The following is an 18,821-nucleotide window of genomic DNA, read 5'->3' as shown; positions in this document are numbered from 1 at the left end:
AGCCGCTCCGCGTCTACGGTTTTTTTCCGTTCACCTACTTAGTTTATCTTCTCATCCTAAAATCAATGTTAAATATTAACTCCTCCGAACCTTTGGTAAGTGTCATTATTCCTACCTATAATCGTCCAGAATATCTAAAACAAGCAATTAATAGTGCCGTTCAACAAACTTATCAAAATCTAGAAATTATCGTTTCTGATAATTGCAGTTCTGAAAATCCCCAAGCACTAGTTGAATCATTTCCAGATTCACGAATTAAATTTTGGCGACATAAAGAAAATATTGGGATGTTAGCTAACCAGTTTTATGGTTTTAAAATTGCCACAGGTAAATATGTGGCTAGTCTCCATGATGATGATATGTGGAATGAGGATTTTTTATCCAAACTTGTTCCCAACTTAGAAGCAAATCCCAATTTAATTTTGGCATTTTGTGACCAATATATTATAGATGGTGATAGTAAAATTAATATTGCTGCCACTGAAAACAATACCCGCAGTTATAAACGTGACCAAATCACTCCTGGAGTTCATGAAAATTTTACTCAAATTGGCTTAATTGATAAAAGTATTCCCACTGCGGCTGCTTGTGTAATCAGAAATGGTGTGCTTAATTGGGATAATATTCCTTCAGAGGTTGACGGAATGTGGGATTTATATTTAACATATCTTTGCTGTATTTCTGGCTATGGAGTTTACTATGTTCCCGAAAAATTAACTAAATATCGAGAGCATGAACAAACTGATACTATGCTTAGTGGTAGTCGCAATGTTCAAGCAAAAATCCGTAAAGGTAAAAGTGAGCTATTCTGTTATCAAACCTTTATGAAAGATCAACAGTTACAAGAATTTAATTCCTACTTTAAAACCAAATGGTTAGAAGCTAATACAACTTTAGGAATTGGCTTATTACGAGATCAAAAAATTACAGATGCTCGCCGTTATTTTTGGCAAACTTTAAGTGAGCAAAAATTTAACTTACGCACTTTAGTCGCTTTAATTATTAGTTTTATTCCTACCAATTTAACGAATAAAATTTGGAAAGTTTCCTAACTTAGTCAATTACAAGAGGTTATGAGTGAAAATTTGTATTGTTACCCACAAAATCAGAAAAGGTGATGGTCAAGGTAGAGTTAATTATGAAGTCGCTCAAGAAGCCATTCGTCGTGGTCATGATCTGACATTATTAGCTAGTGAAATTGCCCCAGAGTTATCTGAAAATAATGCTGTTAATTGTATTTATATTCCAGTAGCAAGGTATCCTACGGAATTTATTCGCAATTTCATCTTTGCTAAAAAAAGTGCCGATTGGTTGCGTAAAAATCGAGCTAATTTGGATTTAATTAAAGTCAATGGCGCGATTACTATGGGGGCAACTGATGTGAATGCTGTACATTTTGTGCATGGTTCATGGTTAAAATCGCCTGTGCATATTTCCCATAACCGTAAAGATTTGTACGGGTTATATCAATGGTTATTTACTGCGGCTAATGCTTATTGGGAAAAACAAGCTTTTTGCCAATCTAAAATTATTATTGCTGTCTCAGAAAAAGTTGCCCAAGAATTAGTAAATATTGGTGTACCTCGTTCACAAATTCGGGTTGTTGTTAATGGTGTAGACTTACAAGAATTTGCTCCTGGTGTCAGTTCTCGTACTGCATTGGGGTTGCCTGAAAATGTTAATTTGGCATTATTTGCAGGTGATATTCGGATTTCCCGGAAGAACTTAGATACTGTACTTCATGCTTTGGTAAAAGTTCCTAAATTACATTTAGCAGTTGTCGGTGGTACTCAAGATAGCCCTTATCCGGCAATGGCAAAAGCATTAAATATTAGTGAACGAGTGCATTTTTTAGGTTATCGCCATGATATGCCCCAAATTCAACGGGCATCAGATTTATTTGTGTTTCCGTCCCGTTATGAACCCTTTGGACTTGTAGTGATTGAAGCGATGGCTTCAGGTTTGCCCGTGATTACCGCCACTACTACTGGTGCGGCTGATTTAGTTAATCCCGACTGCGGCATCGTTTTAGACGATTGTGATGATGTTAAGGCTTTAGCAGAGGCGCTGGAGTTGTTAAATAGCGATCGCTCACTGCGTCAACAAATGGGTAAAATTGCCCGGACTATTGCCGAGCAACATAGCTGGTCAACAATGGCACAAACCTATCTAAATATATTTGAGGAGTTAATCACCCATGAGAAACACAGTTCTCATCCCCACCTATCGCCGTCCTCAAGACCTAGCCCGGTGTCTGAAAGCACTGCAACAGCAAACTAAATCAGTTGATCAGGCGATCGTTGTTGTCAGAGATACAGACACAGAAACCCAGCAATTCCTCCACCAATTTCCGCCCCACCTCCTCCCCTTACAGATTGTCACCGTCACCCAGCCGGGAGTCGTCGCCGCCCTCAACGCCGGACTAGCACAAGTACAGGGAGACATTCTTTCCATCACCGATGATGATGCCGCCCCCCACCCGGATTGGTTAGCCAAAATTAATACTCACTTCAGCGTTAATTATACCATTGGTGGCGTAGGTGGTCGTGATTGGGTGTATCAAGGAGACAAATTAGAAAATGGTTCCCGTCCCATAGTTGGTAAATTGCAATGGTGGGGGCGCGTCATTGGCAACCATCACTTAGGAGTAGGCGCACCCCGTGAAGTTGATGTTCTCAAAGGTGTGAATATGAGCTTTCGCACCCAGGCGATCGGCAAATTGCGATTTGATGACAGAATGCAAGGAACGGGCGCACAGGTACATTTTGAAATGTCCTTTGCCCTCACCCTCAAACGCGCTGGATGGAAAATGATTTATGATCCCAGCATTGCAGTAGATCACTATCCCGCCCAAAGATTTGATGAAGATCAACGCCACAATTTTAACGACACCGCATTAATTAACCTAGTCCACAACGAAACCTTAATTTTATTAGAACATCTTTCACCCCTGCGTCAAATTGTATTTTTATCCTGGTCAATTTTAGTTGGCACAAGAGAAAGTTTAGGAATATGTCAATGGTTAAGATTATTTCCCCAACAAAAAGAAATTGCCAGTAAAAAATTGCGAGCATCCTTACAAGGAAGATGGTTAGGATATCAAAAATATAGAAAGATAGGAAATCACCATCTTGTAGGAGTCAGGAGTTAAGAATCTTTATCCGCGTTCATCTGCGTTCATCTGCGTTCAATACCTCTTTAAATACTCCTTCCTAATACAAAATAGGCAAACATAGAGAATGATTTCCAAACCAATACTTTTCAATACAGTTTTAAAAGAACAATTTTCTCCCCAAGATCGATCTGCCCAAAGTTGGATGATCATTCTTGCTTTTATCCTCCTGATCACAGCTTGCTACTTTACCAGTACAGGTAGTTTACGCCTCGTTTTTCCCGCCACTGCTTTTCTAGTAGCGGCGTTTTTATACTTGCGGCATCCCATTCACTATATCGGCTTCACCTGGTGGATATGGTTTCTCACCCCCTTAATCACTCGTTTAGTTGACTATAAAATTGGCTGGGACCCCACCAGACAAATGTTAATTGCACCTTATTTAGTCGTATTCCTGACAATATTCACCTTTTTAAAACATCTACCTAGCAGTCTTCGTCAAGGGGGACTGCCATTTCTTTTAGCTGCTATAGGAGTTTCTTATGGATGTTTAATAGGTTTAATTTACAATCAACCACTCCCTGTAGTTCGGAGTTTTTTAGATTGGTTAAGTCCGATAATTTTTGCTTTTCACCTATTTTCTAATTGGCGAGATTATCCCAGTTATCGTCAACATCTGCAAAGAACATTTATTTGGTGTGTACTCATCCTTGGTGCTTACGGTGTCTATCAATTTGTTGTCGCTCCTGAATGGGACAGATATTGGCTAATCGAATCGAAAATGTTTACCAGTGCTGGACAACCAATTCCTTTTGGAATGCGCGTCTGGAGTACATTACACTCACCTGGACCATTTGGAACTGTTATGCAGACTGGATTACTATTATTATTTACCAGCACCGGTCCGTTAATTTTCCCCGCTTCTGCTGTGGGTTATTTATCATTTTTACTTTCCCAGGTGCGAACAAGTTGGGGCGGTTGGTTATTAGGAATTATTATGATTTTTGGTTCAGTAAAACCCCAGATTCAAATGCGATTAATTACTATAATTTTAGTGATGACAATCTGTGTTATTCCCTTGGTAACTATTGAACCGCTTTCTAAAGTCATTACCACTCGATTTGAAAGTTTTTCTAATCTGGAAGAAGATGGTAGTTTTAGAGATAGATCTGCAACTTATGACAGAAACCTGAATTTAGCTCTTTCTAATGTTGTCGGTAACGGCTTTGGAAATATCTGGAAAGTGAATGAAAAAACTGGACAAATAGAAGTGATTGTTATTGATAGCGGCATTTTAGATATGTTTTTTACCTTGGGTTGGATTGGTGCTATACCCTATATTAGTGGGTTAGTATTGCTGCTAGTTACGGTTAGTAATTATACAGAAGGTCGCTTTGATAGTTTTCTCAGTGCTGCCCGCGCTATTGGTATCAGTTCTTGCGCTCAGTTAATTATCTATAGCGGGATGCTGAGTATTGCGGGGATGATTATGTGGGGATTTTTGGCAATGGCTATGGCCGGACATAAATACTACAGCAGACCGCAGAGTTGAATTAAAACCCCTCCTGAAGGTGGGAAAATAAAAGAAATTAGCTTATTTGCTCCTTTGTGCGATGACACCACAGAGGAGTTATAATTATTATGATCACATTTTATTGATAACTTGTGATAGAATTTAGTATAAATATTTCCTGTATGAAAAGTAGTTAAACTATTAAACAAGAGGTTAAATACCATGTTAAAAATACAACCTCCAACTATAATTGATTTTCAACCAGCAATTGCTGCTAAAGATAAAGATGATAAATATATTTTGATCATAGATGTGAGATTTTCCGCTATGTATTCTTCCCCGGATCTTAATATCTTAAAAATGGAAGAATACCAGCATATTCCTTTTTTAATGTTTGTTAATTCTAATGTCATGAGAATCTTTAAGAGTCCGACTTTTACAGAAGTAGCAAGATTGGACACAAAAAATGTTTTAAAACATTATGATGTAGGCAGTATTGAAGGTATCATCTATCAATCTACTTTAATAACTTTAACTCAATCATGGTTAAGAGATTTAGCTTATCATTGGAAAAGTGAAACCCCTCCTTACATTGAGGAAATGAAGGAAATTGGCTTATTTACTCTTTTGTTTGATGGTACAACAGAGGAGTTAGACTTATTATGATTATTTATTTAGAAACTAATTCAATTATGGCAATTGCCAAAGGAAGAAACAAAGAATTAGAAGATTTTGTCTATCATTCTTCAGGAAACTTAAAATTTGTTATTCCTAGTATTTGTTTAATGGAAACCCTGGTAGCGATAGAAAGAGAAGAAAAACGTAGTCAATCTTTTTCTCAAACTATTCAAATAGAAATGAATGAAGGTAAGAGAAATAAAGGATTAACTAATTCTCAATCTTTTGCCAATTATTTAGAACTTTGTTTGATTGATTATGGAAAAGTATTACGAGATTTTAGAAAGCGTTTTTTGAATATTCTCGAATATTTAAAAAATCATTGTGAATTGATTTAACCAAGCATTAAAATGTTAGAAGCTACTTTAACTAATCCTTTGCTACCTGGGAAAAATCAAAAAAGAGATGATTTTATTTTACAGGTTATTTTAGCTCATGCTGAAAATAATTTATCAATTAACAAAGCTTTTTTTAGTGAGAATACTAAGGAATTTGGTAATACTAATATTCAACAGATATTAGCTAATTTGGGAATTAATTATTTTAGTAAGATACCTAATTTAGAAGGATGGTTAAATAAACAATAAAAAATGCTAACTTACATGATTAATCTGCAAATTCTTCTAATGGGGCATCAAAATTATCAGCAATAGAAATAATATCTTTATCTGTACCAAATAAAGGAGGACGTTGAGATTTAGATTTGAGTGCAGTTAGTTTTAACAATGGTTGGTGATTTTCGGTAATAATAATTTCTTCTCCGTTTAACGCTAGATGGAATAATTCTGATATTTGGTTAATTGCTTGTGTGACTTCTATAGAAGACATAGTGAGTGATTTTCATGCAATTTTGTAATTTTGAGATGATTATAGCATTTTTTATAAAAAAATAACGTAGGGGTTTAGCATTGCTCATTGGTGTCAACTTAGGCTAAAAATGCCTGATCTGTTGGCTTCCACACCCGCCCAGAAATGAATTTCCGGGCTAATAACCAAAGTCTACTAAAGTAGACTAAAGATTTTCAGGATATTCAGTCATCTTCAGATGACTTTTGCTATTAGACTGGGAATTCATTCCCAGGCGGGCTATGGATTTTACGTTAAGTTGACACCAATGAGCATTGCTGAACCCCTACCCATATATAAAAATTTGAAACCGAATTTATATCTAATCTGAATAATCCTAACATTTGAAATTAGTTATCCAAAAAAGCTATCATCACCGTTTATTGTATCTTGTCTTTCTCCACAAACTGCACAGAATAAATTACGTTCCCATTTAGCCCCATACCAACGTAAGACAGAAGGTGTTTTTGATCCATATTCCATCTTAGGCCAACTTTCATAAGTATTATCTCGGCGATTAGCCCAAATATAAAAATCTGCAATTAAATCTTCTTCTAAAGACTTAATACCACTATCTTTACCACGAGATAATTCAACTAATGCCAATTTAACAATCATATTTGATATAGGCAAAATATCAGAAGATAAACCTACTTGAACGGTTGCTTGTAATTCATCATCAGGGACATAAGCAGGATTATCCTCTCTAGCTTGTCGAAACTGAGAAACTTCTTCTTGACGAGATTCCAAAAAATCCTTAGTAAAAACACAGGCTAAACAAGGTCCTGCAAAAGGACGAACTCTTAAAACATCTCCACCACAAGCACGAGTTAACGCTCTCCCAAAAATAGTAGGTATTTTATATTCCAGTGCAATACTATTGAGATTAAAGCGACTACGATTATTATCAGTTGCAGCAATAATTAAATCACAATCTTTGAGTAAAAGTTTAGTCTGATCTAGATTAGTATTAATATCTATTTCAGCAGTTCCTACTTGGAGATAAGGATTTTTGCCATATAATAAATCTCGAACAGCTTTAGTTTTATAACGTCCTAAATCACCTGTTCCACAAGTATGACGAGCTACATTTCCTAACTCTACGCGATCAAAATCAATTAAGACAAAATTACCAACTCCCGCTTTAGCCAATTCTATTGCTACGGAAGAACCACCACTTCCTAATCCTACTATTCCAACCTTGAAATCTTCAAGCAATGAAGTTTCTAGCAAACCTTGGCTTCTGGAATAAAGCTCAGAACGCTCAGGAATAAATTTTACAATTCCTTCAACCAAATACCCATCAGGTTGCTTAATAAAAACACGATGTTGTAATTTATCTCCTTCAATTGTGAATAAAACTATAACATTATAAGATGGTTTTCCATGTTGATATAGTCTTGTATTGACAATTTCGTTAACCACATTCAAGACTTCATCATTATTTCCAAACTGTGGTAAAAATTGAATAATTGAAGTAACAGGAATACCTGCAAAATGAGCTTTAGGTTGTGAGGTATATACATGAAATACTTCTCCCTCATCAAATCCAAAAGCTATTGCAGGCACTTGATTAATTTGGGATACTTTCCACCTTTGATAAATAGTTGAAATTTGGTCTTCGTGCATATATACAAAAGAAGTTTCTCCAAAAAAACCTTCTTTAGCAATGTTATCAGCTACTACAGCATCAGGATTAGATGGTCTTTCATTCTTCCTTTGCACAACTAACTCACTCGTCATAGGATCAAATATTAGTTGCTGATCTGGAGGTGTTTTTCCCCCCAGAACAGTTTCTTGTAGAAAATTATGAACTTCTTGAATAACATTTGTAACTTCTAGGGCAGTTTCAACTATTTCAACAGTACCCCTTATGACTTCTATGAATTCTTGCATTTGTTCTTCACTCATAATATTAAATTCACTTCTTTTTGACTAAACAATGTAATCTTTTTGTGGAGATATACAAAAGAAGTTTCTCCAAAAAAACCTTCCTCAGCAATGTTATCAGCTACTACTGCATCAGGATTAGGTAGTCTTTCATTCTTTTGTTGCACAACTAACTCACCCGTTGTAGGGTCAAAAACTAGTTTTTGATCTTCAGGAGTCTCTCCTGCTAGAACTGTTCTTTGTAAGTAATTTTGAACTTCTTGAGATTCTGCTTGACTCATAATTTTGCTTTTTTCTTAATCTTGTGTTTACTGCATATGTGATAAAAAAGCGTCAATTGGTTGACCTGTTCTTTTGTGTCCTTCGAGTGCTTCTAACCAAATACGACCTTTAAGAACAACTTTATATAAAGTTATATTAGGCAACCAATCTCGATAGTGGCAAATCTTCAAATACCCATCTCTGGGAGTTAAAGTGTGCATACTACTACTTGTTTCATGTCGTTTCATATCTTGTCCTTGATAACCTTTTAACGGATATGGATAGATAACAACCATATCTGGTAAAGAGTTAGGAAAATCAGAAGGAACATAAACTCGAAGTTTATAGACATTACCTACATTGGTTTTTACTTCTCCTTCAATTCTTGTATTATTAGAATCAATGGGGTTAATCCAGCTAAATTGAGGAAAATAGGTGTTTAGAATTTCCTTTTCCAATGCTAACCTTTGACGCTGTAACTGATTCCATGACATGATTATTTACTCCATTCACCATTGTAATATCTTTGGATACAAGCTTCGATTTGCCTCACAACTTGAGACTCTCCATTCCAATCTTTTATTTCCGATGATGGACGCTCATTAAGCTTTATTTTCGGTGAAGATTGAGGGAAATTATTAGGAATATCAACACGCCATTTATCAGCCGTTACATATCCATATCTATCATTAGGATTTTGCTCAAATGTAAAATAAATTTCTTCCGATGGAGTACGGAACATTTCACAGTTTTTATAACTGCTTCTTAAAAAATCAAAAATTTCTTTTAATAAAGCCTTACCTCTCTTTGTTGAATACCATATATCGTTGGATATTTCAATTGGTTCAGTAGAAATTAATCTTTGTTCTTCTAATGTTGTTTTGTAAACGTTCCAGTTTTTATTAGGTCTACAAGTCCTCAATAAACTTGGATTATCGCCCAAACTTAATCCTTGACGAATTGGACTTTTATCAGGTAATACTACCCAAGAGCCTGTTTGATAACTAGGAGATGAAGGAGTAAATAAAAAAGCGCCAACATTAACTATATATTTACTTCCGACAATTTCCCTTTCTGAATGTAAATTAGCAATACATAGCAAAAACTTAGGAAAGTTGTATTGCCTTAAGGCGTTAAAAACAGTCTGTTCATCACCCCCACTAGGTCGTGCTAATCCCATCTGATGATGAGAGTGCCATTCTCCAATATGCTGAAGGCCATGTTTCTGTCTGAGAATTTCTCCTGCTTTAATTAAATGTTCTCTATCTTGATAAAAACTAGTTTGATTATGTCTGCTAGTTTTTCCAGGACCTAGAACAAACTGAACAACAGGAAAACCTGAATGAGTCCAAAAGCCAAATAAATCTCCACCTGTTTCTAAGTTGGGATATTCTTGAACCCATCCTGCAATGTGTTCTAACTCTTGTTCATAAATAAGGGTTTTAAACTGATTCACTTGTCCTCTTCTGGTAATTTCTATCAGTATATAAGTTTGGTAATTGTCACTTGCCTTGTCTTTGCATAATTATTGCACAAGCACAGTAAGCTTAATACTGCTAAAATACTTCATTTCCTACCCAATTTTGTAAAAAAATATTAATCCAAACCCTTGAAAACCCTTGATAATTCAACCCCAGACTAGGCTAAAATAGCTGTAATCCTAACTATACGGGCATTTATGACTGTTACAGAAGTGTTACAAATAGTTGATGAATTAGTCTTTAAACACACCGGAAACCACCTGAACGACTTACAACGAAGTGCTGTTCAAGGCATTTGGCACGGTAAAATCTATAGTGACATTGCCGATGAATTTGGCTATGAAAGCGAAAATCATATTGGAAATGTTAGTCGTGAGTTATATAAAATTCTGGGAAAAGAATTAGGTGAAGATGTTACTAAATCTAATTTTCGTTGGTCTATCGAAAGATTAGCAAATTCATTTAATCAGCAAATTCTTGGGATAGGAATCAAAAATCATGTGAATTGGTGTCCAAATAACCCAGATCATCAAAAACAAGCAATTAATTATGAAGATAAAATCAAACAAAAAACATCTTATATTAACCTCAAACAATCACTAAAAATAACCCATTTTCACGGACGAACCAATGAACTAACAACCCTATCTAAATGGGTAGAAAACTCCAATACTCGCTTAATCTCAATCTTGGGAATTTCCGGTATTGGTAAAAGCACATTAGTGAAACACTTTCTTGATACTCACATAATACCATTTGATGTAATTATCTGGAAAAATCTTAAATTATCTAATTCTTTAAATTCTATCCTTACAGAAATACTCACCGAATTAAATGTAAATAGCAAAGATATCAATACCAATAACTTCTTAAATCAATCCTTAGAATTATTTAATCAAAAACGCTGCTTAATTATTCTCGATAACCTAGAAGAAATATTTACCCCTCAACAATATTCAGGACAATATAAACCTGAATATCAAGATTACAAAACCTTTTTACAAATGATTACAGAAATTGAACATGAAAGTTGTTTAATTCTCATCAGTCAGGAAAAATGCCAACAAATGATTTCTTTAGATAGTGAACTTTATCCAATTCATTCCTTAGAATTATCAGGTTTAGATAGTGCAGCTACAGAGATATTAAAAAATCAAGGATTAAAAAATGAGGAAACTTGGTTAAACTTAATTAACTTATATGAAAGTCATCCTAAATATTTACAGTATATCAGTATTTTAATTAAAGATGTCTTTGAGGGTGAAGTTGCCGAATTTATCAAAGAAAATAGTTTAATTTTAACAGAAGATTTTAAAACTCTGTTTGATTTAATATGGATGAGATTATCTGAAGTTGAAAAAGAGATATTATTAAAAATCAGTCAAAATGATCAACCTATATCTAGAGATGAGATAAAACAACTTTTATCATTATCATCAATGGATATAATTAACGGGTTACAATCATTAACAAGAAGATTTTTAGTATCCAAATTAGAAAATGATCAAAAACTATATACTCTTTCCCCCATTTTTAAAGAATATCTCAGAATTTATCATCATTAATTATACTCCCTTCCTCTTGCTATTGGCATCTGGACTGTGAGAAAATTATTTATGCAGCATCTCAGCACAAAAGGCTATGGACTGATAGAATGTGTTCACTTTCATAGCTAAGTTGCTTATAAATGAGGTATTTATGAATCAAATTCATCGGGTGGCGATTGTTGGGGGAAATCACGGTAATGAGTTAACGGGAGTTTACTTGGTTAAAAAGTTTCAGCAATATCCCCATTTAATTCATCGAGGTAGTTTTGAAACTTTATCATTACTTGGTAATCCTAAAGCTATTGCTGCACGGACAAGATATATTGATACGGATCTGAATCGTTGCTTTAATCAAGATAAATTATCAAGTTCAAAAATCTCAAGTTACGAAGAATTAAGGGCGCGAGAAATTCAGCAAATATTACAACCAGAAAATCAAGAATCTGTAGATACAATTGTTGATGTACATACGACTACTGCCAATATGGGATTATGTATTATTCTGGGAAATTGGCATCCTTTTCTGCTGAAATTAGCGGCTGATTTGAGTGCAGTTAATCCTTTGGTAAAGGTTTATATTCATGAACAACCTCAAGGTAGTGGTTTTCTGCGTTCTTTGTGTGATTTGGGTTTTGCGATTGAAGTTGGTGCCGTACCCCAGGGAATTTTAAATGCGGAATTATTTCAACAGACTGAACAACTTATTTATAGTATTTTAGATTATTTTGAAGACTATAATCAAGGAAAATATTTGCCCAAAAATAACACACTAACAGTTTATAAATCAATTGGTGTGATTGATTATCCGAGAAATGAAGTAGGGGAAATTCAGGCGATGATTCACCCCCGACTTCAATTTCAAGATTATGAACCTTTACATCCTGGTGATCCTATTTTTCTGACTTTCACAGGAGAAGAAATTTTCTATCAAGGAAATTCTACTGTTTATCCAATCTTTATTAATGAAGCTGCCTATTATGAGAAAGGAATTGCGATGCACATTAGCGAAAAAGAATTAATTAAGATTGGCTAATTCTCTGGTTTCCATGACTCTGATGATATTGTCTTTTCTCATTAATTCACGATATATATTTAGTGTTTCTTCATTCACTCTTGCGGCACTAAATCTTTCTAAATTTTGTTGGGCGCGGAATTTCCACTGATCTAAAAGTTGGCGATCGCTCAATAATTGTGTCAAAGTATTAGCTAAGGCTGGAATATCCTTGGGTGGCACTAAAATCCCCGCTTGACTATAATCTAAAGTCTCAGGAATACCATCTACATCACTGGCTATAATCGCACAACCAGCTTCCCGCGCTTCCGTTAGCACTAAGCCAAAAGATTCGCAATGTGAAGCCAGAACAAAGATATCCGTTGCTAACATATAGCGTTGCGGTTCTGCCTGAAATCCTTCAAAATGAATGCGATTACTAACACCTGTATTTTGCACCATTGCCTCAAATATCGAACGATCTGGACCATCTCCCACTAAATATAAATGTGCTTGCGGAAAGTCTGAGGAAACTATTTTAAATGCCTCAATTAACTCATAAATACCTTTGCGGGTATACATCCCCGCCACAGTAGTTATAGATGGATGTGGCATTTCTACTGGTTGATAATCTGCCAGTTTTTTATGTCGAGGACTTCCTAACGTCCCATTACTAACTACTCGTAACTTTCGAGGTGGAATACCCCGTTTAATCATTGAATTAGCTACTGCTTTACTAACTGCAATTACCTGATCAGCTAACCCCATGAGGATAGCACTATGTTGAAATTCATTATGGACAGTAGAAACTAAATGATATTCTCGATTCTTGCGAAAAATACCGGCTAAAATTGCCCCTGTCATCATGTGTACATGAACAATATCCGGTTGAAACTCTTTAATGATTTGGCGATAATGCCCAGCAGCTTTAATGAGATTTAATGGTGTCCGACACTGATTGAGATGAAAATGTTCAACACCGTGATCTGCTAATAATTTTTCATATTCTCCACCAGCAGAAGCTACAGCAATATCCAGACCACTTTTTGCTTGTAAACAAGCTAAATCTACAGCAACATTAACAATTCCATTACCGATTTTTTGGACATGATTAGTAATATGTAGAATCCGCATTTAAATTTTCTCCACTGTAATTATTGATAACAAATCTTCAGATGCTTACCACTCACAACTTCACTCGGATTTAAAAAATATTTCTTCCGAATATAAAAATCTGTTAATAAATCCCCGAGGTAACATCTCAAGCTGGGAAGGATAGGCAGCAATAGCTTTTTGTTTTTTCTCTTTTACTGATGTTACTGATAAGCGATAAGCCGCTGCAATATCTTGTAACTTCAACAGAATAAATAATGGCGATCGCCAAAATACCCAAATAGGATACTGAAGTATTTCTGTAGTGATTTTAGATTGAATAATTGCCTCTTTCACTAAATTATAAGTAGCTTCATGATCTTGATGACAATCTTTGCGGTGAGGTACATAAACTTCTCCAGGTTGATACAAATTTAGTAATTCTGAAATCTCAGTAATTATCTGTTGCCTTTTCTCTATATTCAAAGCAGCCAAACTGCCATCTTGATAATTTAAAAAATGAATCTCTGAAGTGTTCACACCCAAAATATCTAAAGCTATCAAAGATTCTTGTTGACGAATCTGGATAACTTGATTTTGCATAAGTGGATCTAAACCATGAGAACCTCTACCGTCAGTTAAAAAAGTTATCCCTACTTGTATTCCCTGTTCTCTTTTGCGGGCAATCATGCCTCCACAACCAAAGGTTTCATCATCTTGATGAGGAGAAAAAACCATTGCTGATTTTTCAGAAAAATTTAAAGGCTGACTTCCCCAATGCAAAATCCACCAGGAAACTAGACTACAATGAATATATTGTATCTGATTTAGCAATTGATTAGGAATTATTTTTTCTAATGAGGTGAGTGTTTTTTTATGATTCATAATTTTAAAATTGATTCAAGACAAAATTAAAGTTTTCTAGATAACAAATATTGATGCTTACCATAAATTAGAACAAATATTTTTATGATAGTTTTGATTCCAGATAAACTTAAAGTTTTGTAGATGACAAATATTGATGCTTCTCACAAATCAAAACAACACAACTATTTTTATGATAGTCAAGTCCTAGATTATATTATTTATTGTTTTAATAAAGTTATGCTGAATATATCAATAAGAGGATGTTTGAAAATCGGATAGGGTGTAAAAAATCTTTCAGTAGTATTCAGGAGTCAGCTAAAAGCAGGAATAGCCAAGAAGAGGAAGTTTTAACTTACCTTTGGGGGTTAAAGTCCCCTGCTTCTACAAGCAGCGGGTTTTGCGTCGGGGTAAAATCCCCGTTGCAAAACGTAATTCTAAATTCTAAATTCTAAATTCTAAATTCTGCATTCTTTTAATTACCCGTGTTTTACGGAAAGCTGTATTAGCTGACGACTGACGAGTGAATGCTTACTATTTTTCTACTCAGAAGTGTTTCTAGAGAAACAGTAAATTGTTAGTTAGGTTAGTTAGAATTTAGGGAAATCATCGAAATCTCTATAACCTACTATATAAAATTAAGCAGTGCTTAATCACCGTAGGGGTTGATGTTTACCATTAAATTCAGCTAGTTTTTGTATTCTATTAGACTGTGATGATTACTGAATTTTGGCTGAAGTTATAAATTGAGTAATTATTCCATTAGTATAAGTTATCTTGGGTATGCAATGGTGTGCCACTATCATGCAGATGAATTGGATTAGTTTACTAAAAGCGCAACAAACTGACTTCTTAAACCGGGTGAAAAAACCGAAAACGGCGGATCTTTCTCTTTTAGAAAGTCGAGTTAAAGGTTATCACAGTGAGGTAATGGCATTTGCGGGGGATTCATTCACAAAAATTCTCGAATGTTCCCGTCAGCAAGCTGAAATTCTCGCCAAAAATCCCCCACCGATACCACCAGAATATCCTGAATATCCTGATTGGATCATTCCCTTTCCTACTTATTTTCAACGTCAAGCAGAAGATTATCTTGTCCGTGAACAAATTGTTGATTGGATGATTACAGAACGCTTAGGAAAATTGGTGAGAAAAGTGCCACAAGACACTTTAGACAATATGGTTTTGGATGATGAGGGAAATTTACGTAGTGAAAGTAAGTTTACTTATTTGTTAGCTAATAACCCAAAAGTGAGTATTCAAATTCACGTAGCAGATGGAGAAAGTTTTAACGGTATTAAAAAAGATAAAATTCGTTGGTCTGTTAGTCAAGAAGATATCAGTAACCACCAAGTATTAATTTTCTTGTGTTTGTTTTATCCTGGAAATAACAAATTAGGATACCACAAACAAACTGTAATTACTGGTTTTTTACCCACAAATCAACTAGATTTTTCCAACGCCAAAACTTATCTAACTCCCAGTAGTCTATTATATGCGGGAGGATTAAATTGGTATTTACAATCTCTGGGTGGTAAGCCAGATGATGTGCCAATAACTGATGAGAAAATGATGGTAGAAACCATTCAAACCTTACCATCAGATCATCCCCAAAAGAAGATTATTGGTGATTGGGAATGCTGGCAAACACTGAAAGGACATACCAAAGGTATTAACTGTTTAGCCTATGCTATCAAAACATTAGTAGTGCAAGATGCCGGATCTAAAAATGTCAAAACAATTCCGATGTTAGCTAGTGGTAGCAGGGGAGAAACAAAATTATGGGATTTATCAAAAGGTGAATTAATCGAGACATTATCAGAATATCCTTGGGTGATTTCTGATCATGTTAATGAAGTTAATTCTCTGGCTTTTAGCACCGACGGACAAACATTAGTGAGTGTAGGTGCAGATTCCACCGTTAAAATTTGGCATACTGGGGCGTTGGATCTAATTGATATTCTCCATAAACATCATGGAGATGTCCGTTGTGTGGCGTTTACTCCTGATGGTAAGATGTTAGCGACTGGTGGCCATGATCGGAAGATTTTATTTTGGAATTTGCGCGATCGCCAAGTTGAAAATACTCTATCCTTAGATGATACAGCAGCCCATTCAATGGTATTAAGTCAAGATGGGAAAATTTTAATTACAGGTAGTTATCGCAAAATCAAAGTTTGGGAAACATCCTCAACACTCAATCAGAAAAAATTGCCAGATATACAACCAATATACACCCTGATGGGTCATTCTCATATTGTTAGTTCCCTAGCCATAAGTGCTGATGCTAAATTTTTAGTTAGTGGTAGTCAAGATCAAACTATTCGAGTTTGGAATTTAGCCACTGGGGAATTAGTTCACACTCTCAAAGGACATCGAGATAGTGTGAATACAGTTGCTTTAAGTCCTGACGAACAAATTATTGCCAGTGGTAGTGCTGATAAAACTATCAAATTGTGGCATTTACAATCTGGGGAATTATTAGGGACATTTACAGGTCATGCTAACACAGTTACAGCTTTATCATTTACTGCTTCTGGAGAAATGTTAGTTAGTGGAAGTTTGGATAAAACCATTAAAATTTGGCAGCGGAGTTAGATCAAAACTGCGATTGTCTCTACAAGTTAAAGTCCCCCAATCACCAACAAGATCCCCGACTTCTTTAAGAAGTCGGGGATCTGACTTTAGCAATGTATACCTACGGCACGCTACGCTATCACAAATCAAATAGGATTGCTATATTTCCCGAAAACTAATTTTCAACATTATCGTTGATAATATAATTATGCTTTCTAGTTACCAATTATGACTATAGCCACTGAACGCCAGATTACACTAGAAAATTTTCTCAAGTTACCAGAAACTAAACCAGCATCAGAATTTATTAACGGGGAAATCCTACAAAAACCTATGCCACAAGGTGAACACAGTCGTCTACAGATTAAATTTTGTACCAATATTAATCAAGTAGCGGAAACGCCAAAGATTGCTTATGCCTTCCCAGAACTACGTTGTACCTTTGGTGGTAGTACCATTGTGCCTGATATTGCGGTGTTCCGGTGGGAAAGAATCCCCAAAACTGAATCTGGGAGAATTGCTAATCGGTTTGAAATTCATCCTGATTGGGTAATAGAAATTCTTTCTCCTGAACAACCACAGAAAAAAGTATTAACGAAATTATTGCATTGTTCCCGTCACGGAACTGAATTAGGTTGGTTATTAAATCCAGAGGAAGAAAGTGTATTAGCTGTATTTCCTGGACAAAAAATAGAAATATATGAAGGTGATGATAAATTACCAATTTTGGAAAATATCAATTTAGAATTAACAGTTAAAGAAATTTTTGGTTGGTTAAGTTTTGGTTCATGATTATTAAGGGCGGGGAAACCCCACCCCTGCATTAAAATTGTTGTAAAAAGCGTAAATCGCTATTATATAAACGGCGAATATCATCAATTTGGTGTAGTACCATGGCAAAACGTTCTACACCAAAACCGGCAGCAAAGCCGCTATAAACTTCTGGATCATAACCCACAGATTTTAAAACATTGGGGTCAACCATACCGCAACCCATGACTTCTAACCAACGTCCTTTCCACTGTAAATCTACTTCGGCTGAAGGTTCGGTGAAAGGAAAATAACTGGCACGAAACCGAATTGGTAAATCGCCAAATATTGATTGTAAAAATATTTTCACAGTTCCTTTGAGGTCTGTAAAAGTTAGTCCTTCATCTATGGCTAAAAGTTCAATTTGATGGAAAACTGCTGAGTGCGTCGCATCTACATCATCTCTGCGATATACTCGACCTGGGGCAACAACTCGAATAGGTGGTTCTTCCTTTTCCATGTAGCGAATTTGCACTGAAGAAGTATGAGTCCGCAATAAATTACCATCTGGTAAATAGAAGGTATCCTGCATATCACGGGCTGGATGATCTGGGGGGGTGTTAAGAGCTTCAAAATTGTAGTAATCTGTTTCCATTTCTGATCCTTGGGCAACGGTGTAACCCATGCCAACAAAGATATCTAGGGTTTGGTCAATAATGCCATTGAGGGGATGAATCCGACCTTGGGGACGGTAAATACCGGGCATGGTGACATCTATTGTTTCCGCCTCTAGTTGTACCAGAATTTGAGCAGATTCCAGGGTTGTGCGTTGCTGGTCAAGGCTGTTTTGAATGGCTTCTTTGACAGTGTTAGCGATCGCCCCAATCTGAGGACGTTCTTCCGCGCTCATTTGCCCCATACTTCGTAACAGCAGCCCCAATTGCCCTTTTTTGCCCAAATAGTTAACTCTGAGTTCTTCTAGGCGTTCTAGGCTATCAGCAGCAGCGATCGCTGTTTCTCCTTCTTGTCGTAATGCTAAAAGTTGGTCTTCTAAATTGCTAGTCATTAGTTATTAGTCATTGGTGATTAGTCATTAGTCTATAGTAGGGAACGGGGAACAGGGAAGCAGGGAACAGACAAGAGGCAGGGGATGTAGGGGAGAGGATTTTTCCTACTGACAACTGACAACTAACAACTGTACGGGCGAAGCATTTGGAGA

The 18,821-nt window shown here is 35.8% G+C and carries 19 protein-coding genes; 11 read left to right on the top strand and 8 right to left on the bottom strand.

The window, feature by feature from the left end; translation table 11 throughout:
• Positions 1 to 65: 65 nt before the first annotated feature.
• The 7 genes from FJR06_RS13070 to FJR06_RS13040 all read left to right on the top strand — a co-directional run bounded on the left by FJR06_RS13070 (position 66) and on the right by FJR06_RS13040 (position 5,890).
• Positions 66 to 1,052 (top strand): glycosyltransferase family 2 protein, encoded by a 987-nt coding sequence (locus tag FJR06_RS13070; RefSeq protein ID WP_015078015.1) that lies wholly within the window; start codon positions 66 to 68, stop codon positions 1,050 to 1,052.
• A gap of 25 nt (positions 1,053 to 1,077) precedes the next feature.
• A complete protein-coding gene (locus FJR06_RS13065) occupies positions 1,078 to 2,280 on the top strand; it encodes a glycosyltransferase family 4 protein (RefSeq protein WP_168651578.1) in 1,203 nt (400 codons plus the stop codon).
• A complete protein-coding gene (locus FJR06_RS13060) occupies positions 2,198 to 3,151 on the top strand; it encodes a glycosyltransferase family 2 protein (protein WP_015078017.1) in 954 nt (317 codons plus the stop codon). Before FJR06_RS13065 ends, FJR06_RS13060 begins: the two co-directional genes overlap by 83 nt.
• 88 nt (positions 3,152 to 3,239) lie before the next feature.
• Positions 3,240 to 4,664 carry an O-antigen ligase family protein gene (locus FJR06_RS13055; protein WP_015078018.1) on the top strand — a complete coding sequence of 475 codons (1,425 nt, stop codon included), beginning with the start codon at positions 3,240 to 3,242 and terminating at the stop codon, positions 4,662 to 4,664.
• A 183-nt stretch (positions 4,665 to 4,847) separates the two neighbouring features.
• Entirely contained in the window at positions 4,848 to 5,291 is a 444-nt protein-coding gene (locus tag FJR06_RS13050) for a hypothetical protein (RefSeq protein WP_015078019.1), read from the top strand.
• Positions 5,288 to 5,641, top strand: a complete 354-nt coding sequence (locus FJR06_RS13045) for a PIN domain-containing protein (protein WP_168651577.1) — start codon at positions 5,288 to 5,290, stop codon at positions 5,639 to 5,641. Before FJR06_RS13050 ends, FJR06_RS13045 begins: the two co-directional genes overlap by 4 nt.
• 12 nt (positions 5,642 to 5,653) lie before the next feature.
• Positions 5,654 to 5,890: a hypothetical protein gene (locus FJR06_RS13040; RefSeq protein ID WP_168651576.1), complete on the top strand. Its 237-nt coding sequence runs from the start codon at positions 5,654 to 5,656 to the stop codon at positions 5,888 to 5,890.
• Between the two features lie 19 nt (positions 5,891 to 5,909).
• Here FJR06_RS13040 and FJR06_RS13035 read toward each other — a convergent pair whose 3' ends face one another.
• The 5 genes from FJR06_RS13035 to FJR06_RS13015 all read right to left on the bottom strand — a co-directional run bounded on the left by FJR06_RS13035 (position 5,910) and on the right by FJR06_RS13015 (position 9,756).
• Positions 5,910 to 6,131, bottom strand: a complete 222-nt coding sequence (locus FJR06_RS13035; protein ID WP_015078021.1) for a type II toxin-antitoxin system Phd/YefM family antitoxin — start codon at positions 6,129 to 6,131, stop codon at positions 5,910 to 5,912.
• Positions 6,132 to 6,503: 372 nt separating this feature from the next.
• A complete protein-coding gene (locus FJR06_RS13030) occupies positions 6,504 to 8,060 on the bottom strand; it encodes a ThiF family adenylyltransferase (RefSeq protein ID WP_217357505.1) in 1,557 nt (518 codons plus the stop codon).
• Positions 8,057 to 8,320: a hypothetical protein gene (locus FJR06_RS13025; RefSeq protein ID WP_168633087.1), complete on the bottom strand. Its 264-nt coding sequence runs from the start codon at positions 8,318 to 8,320 to the stop codon at positions 8,057 to 8,059. The genes FJR06_RS13030 and FJR06_RS13025 overlap by 4 nt, the downstream gene beginning before the upstream one ends.
• A 27-nt stretch (positions 8,321 to 8,347) precedes the next feature.
• Positions 8,348 to 8,794 (bottom strand): hypothetical protein, encoded by a 447-nt coding sequence (locus tag FJR06_RS13020; RefSeq protein WP_168633093.1) that lies wholly within the window; start codon positions 8,792 to 8,794, stop codon positions 8,348 to 8,350.
• 2 nt (positions 8,795 to 8,796) lie between these two features.
• On the bottom strand, positions 8,797 to 9,756 hold the full coding sequence (locus tag FJR06_RS13015) for a Mov34/MPN/PAD-1 family protein (RefSeq protein WP_168633092.1): 960 nt from the start codon (positions 9,754 to 9,756) through the stop codon (positions 8,797 to 8,799).
• Between the two features lie 222 nt (positions 9,757 to 9,978).
• On the opposite strand from FJR06_RS13015, the gene FJR06_RS13010 reads away from it, so the two are divergent.
• A complete protein-coding gene (locus FJR06_RS13010) occupies positions 9,979 to 11,346 on the top strand; it encodes an NB-ARC domain-containing protein (protein ID WP_015078023.1) in 1,368 nt (455 codons plus the stop codon).
• A gap of 133 nt (positions 11,347 to 11,479) precedes the next feature.
• Positions 11,480 to 12,361 (top strand): aspartoacylase, encoded by an 882-nt coding sequence (locus FJR06_RS13005; RefSeq protein ID WP_168651575.1) that lies wholly within the window; start codon positions 11,480 to 11,482, stop codon positions 12,359 to 12,361.
• On the opposite strand, the gene FJR06_RS13000 is transcribed toward FJR06_RS13005, so the two are convergent.
• Together FJR06_RS13000 and FJR06_RS12995 are read right to left on the bottom strand one after the other, a co-directional pair.
• Positions 12,344 to 13,453 (bottom strand): glycosyltransferase family 4 protein, encoded by a 1,110-nt coding sequence (locus tag FJR06_RS13000; RefSeq protein WP_168651574.1) that lies wholly within the window; start codon positions 13,451 to 13,453, stop codon positions 12,344 to 12,346. The two genes, FJR06_RS13005 and FJR06_RS13000, sit on opposite strands and share 18 nt — an antisense overlap.
• 60 nt (positions 13,454 to 13,513) lie before the next feature.
• Positions 13,514 to 14,296 carry a PIG-L deacetylase family protein gene (locus FJR06_RS12995; RefSeq protein WP_168651573.1) on the bottom strand — a complete coding sequence of 261 codons (783 nt, stop codon included), beginning with the start codon at positions 14,294 to 14,296 and terminating at the stop codon, positions 13,514 to 13,516.
• Positions 14,297 to 15,079: 783 nt separating this feature from the next.
• Between FJR06_RS12995 and FJR06_RS12990 the strand changes: the two genes are divergently transcribed.
• Both FJR06_RS12990 and FJR06_RS12985 read left to right on the top strand, forming a co-directional pair.
• Complete coding sequence (locus FJR06_RS12990; RefSeq protein ID WP_168631861.1) at positions 15,080 to 16,873, top strand: WD40 repeat domain-containing protein; 1,794 nt, start codon at positions 15,080 to 15,082, stop codon at positions 16,871 to 16,873.
• Between the two features lie 207 nt (positions 16,874 to 17,080).
• Positions 17,081 to 17,644, top strand: a complete 564-nt coding sequence (locus tag FJR06_RS12985; RefSeq protein WP_015078028.1) for a Uma2 family endonuclease — start codon at positions 17,081 to 17,083, stop codon at positions 17,642 to 17,644.
• Positions 17,645 to 17,675: 31 nt separating this feature from the next.
• On the opposite strand, the gene pheS is transcribed toward FJR06_RS12985, so the two are convergent.
• Positions 17,676 to 18,668, bottom strand: coding sequence for a phenylalanine--tRNA ligase subunit alpha (gene pheS / locus FJR06_RS12980; RefSeq protein WP_015078029.1), 993 nt, complete (start codon positions 18,666 to 18,668; stop codon positions 17,676 to 17,678).
• Positions 18,669 to 18,821: the final 153 nt, after the last annotated feature.

It is taken from the genome of Dolichospermum sp. UHCC 0352 (assembly GCF_009711925.1).
Taxonomy (GTDB): domain Bacteria; phylum Cyanobacteriota; class Cyanobacteriia; order Cyanobacteriales; family Nostocaceae; genus Dolichospermum; species Dolichospermum lemmermannii.
Note: the sequence above shows the minus strand (reverse complement) of the source record. Positions and strands in the feature narration are given on the sequence as shown.

Bases quoted from the DNA above. Each gene is read 5' to 3' on its own strand.
- FJR06_RS13070 (WP_015078015.1), top strand. From the start codon at position 66: ATGTTAAATATTAACTCCTCCGAACCTTTGGTAAGTGTCATTATTCCT.
- FJR06_RS13060 (WP_015078017.1), top strand. From the start codon at position 2,198: ATGAGAAACACAGTTCTCATCCCCACCTATCGCCGTCCTCAAGACCTA.
- FJR06_RS13055 (WP_015078018.1), top strand. From the start codon at position 3,240: ATGATTTCCAAACCAATACTTTTCAATACAGTTTTAAAAGAACAATTT.
- FJR06_RS13050 (WP_015078019.1), top strand. From the start codon at position 4,848: ATGTTAAAAATACAACCTCCAACTATAATTGATTTTCAACCAGCAATT.
- FJR06_RS13045 (WP_168651577.1), top strand. From the start codon at position 5,288: ATGATTATTTATTTAGAAACTAATTCAATTATGGCAATTGCCAAAGGA.
- FJR06_RS13040 (WP_168651576.1), top strand. From the start codon at position 5,654: ATGTTAGAAGCTACTTTAACTAATCCTTTGCTACCTGGGAAAAATCAA.
- FJR06_RS13035 (WP_015078021.1), bottom strand. From the start codon at position 6,131: ATGTCTTCTATAGAAGTCACACAAGCAATTAACCAAATATCAGAATTA.
- FJR06_RS13030 (WP_217357505.1), bottom strand. From the start codon at position 8,060: ATGAGTGAAGAACAAATGCAAGAATTCATAGAAGTCATAAGGGGTACT.
- FJR06_RS13025 (WP_168633087.1), bottom strand. From the start codon at position 8,320: ATGAGTCAAGCAGAATCTCAAGAAGTTCAAAATTACTTACAAAGAACA.
- FJR06_RS13020 (WP_168633093.1), bottom strand. From the start codon at position 8,794: ATGTCATGGAATCAGTTACAGCGTCAAAGGTTAGCATTGGAAAAGGAA.
- FJR06_RS13010 (WP_015078023.1), top strand. From the start codon at position 9,979: ATGACTGTTACAGAAGTGTTACAAATAGTTGATGAATTAGTCTTTAAA.
- FJR06_RS13005 (WP_168651575.1), top strand. From the start codon at position 11,480: ATGAATCAAATTCATCGGGTGGCGATTGTTGGGGGAAATCACGGTAAT.
- FJR06_RS13000 (WP_168651574.1), bottom strand. From the start codon at position 13,453: ATGCGGATTCTACATATTACTAATCATGTCCAAAAAATCGGTAATGGA.
- FJR06_RS12995 (WP_168651573.1), bottom strand. From the start codon at position 14,296: ATGAATCATAAAAAAACACTCACCTCATTAGAAAAAATAATTCCTAAT.
- FJR06_RS12990 (WP_168631861.1), top strand. From the start codon at position 15,080: ATGCAGATGAATTGGATTAGTTTACTAAAAGCGCAACAAACTGACTTC.
- FJR06_RS12985 (WP_015078028.1), top strand. From the start codon at position 17,081: ATGACTATAGCCACTGAACGCCAGATTACACTAGAAAATTTTCTCAAG.
- pheS (WP_015078029.1), bottom strand. From the start codon at position 18,668: ATGACTAGCAATTTAGAAGACCAACTTTTAGCATTACGACAAGAAGGA.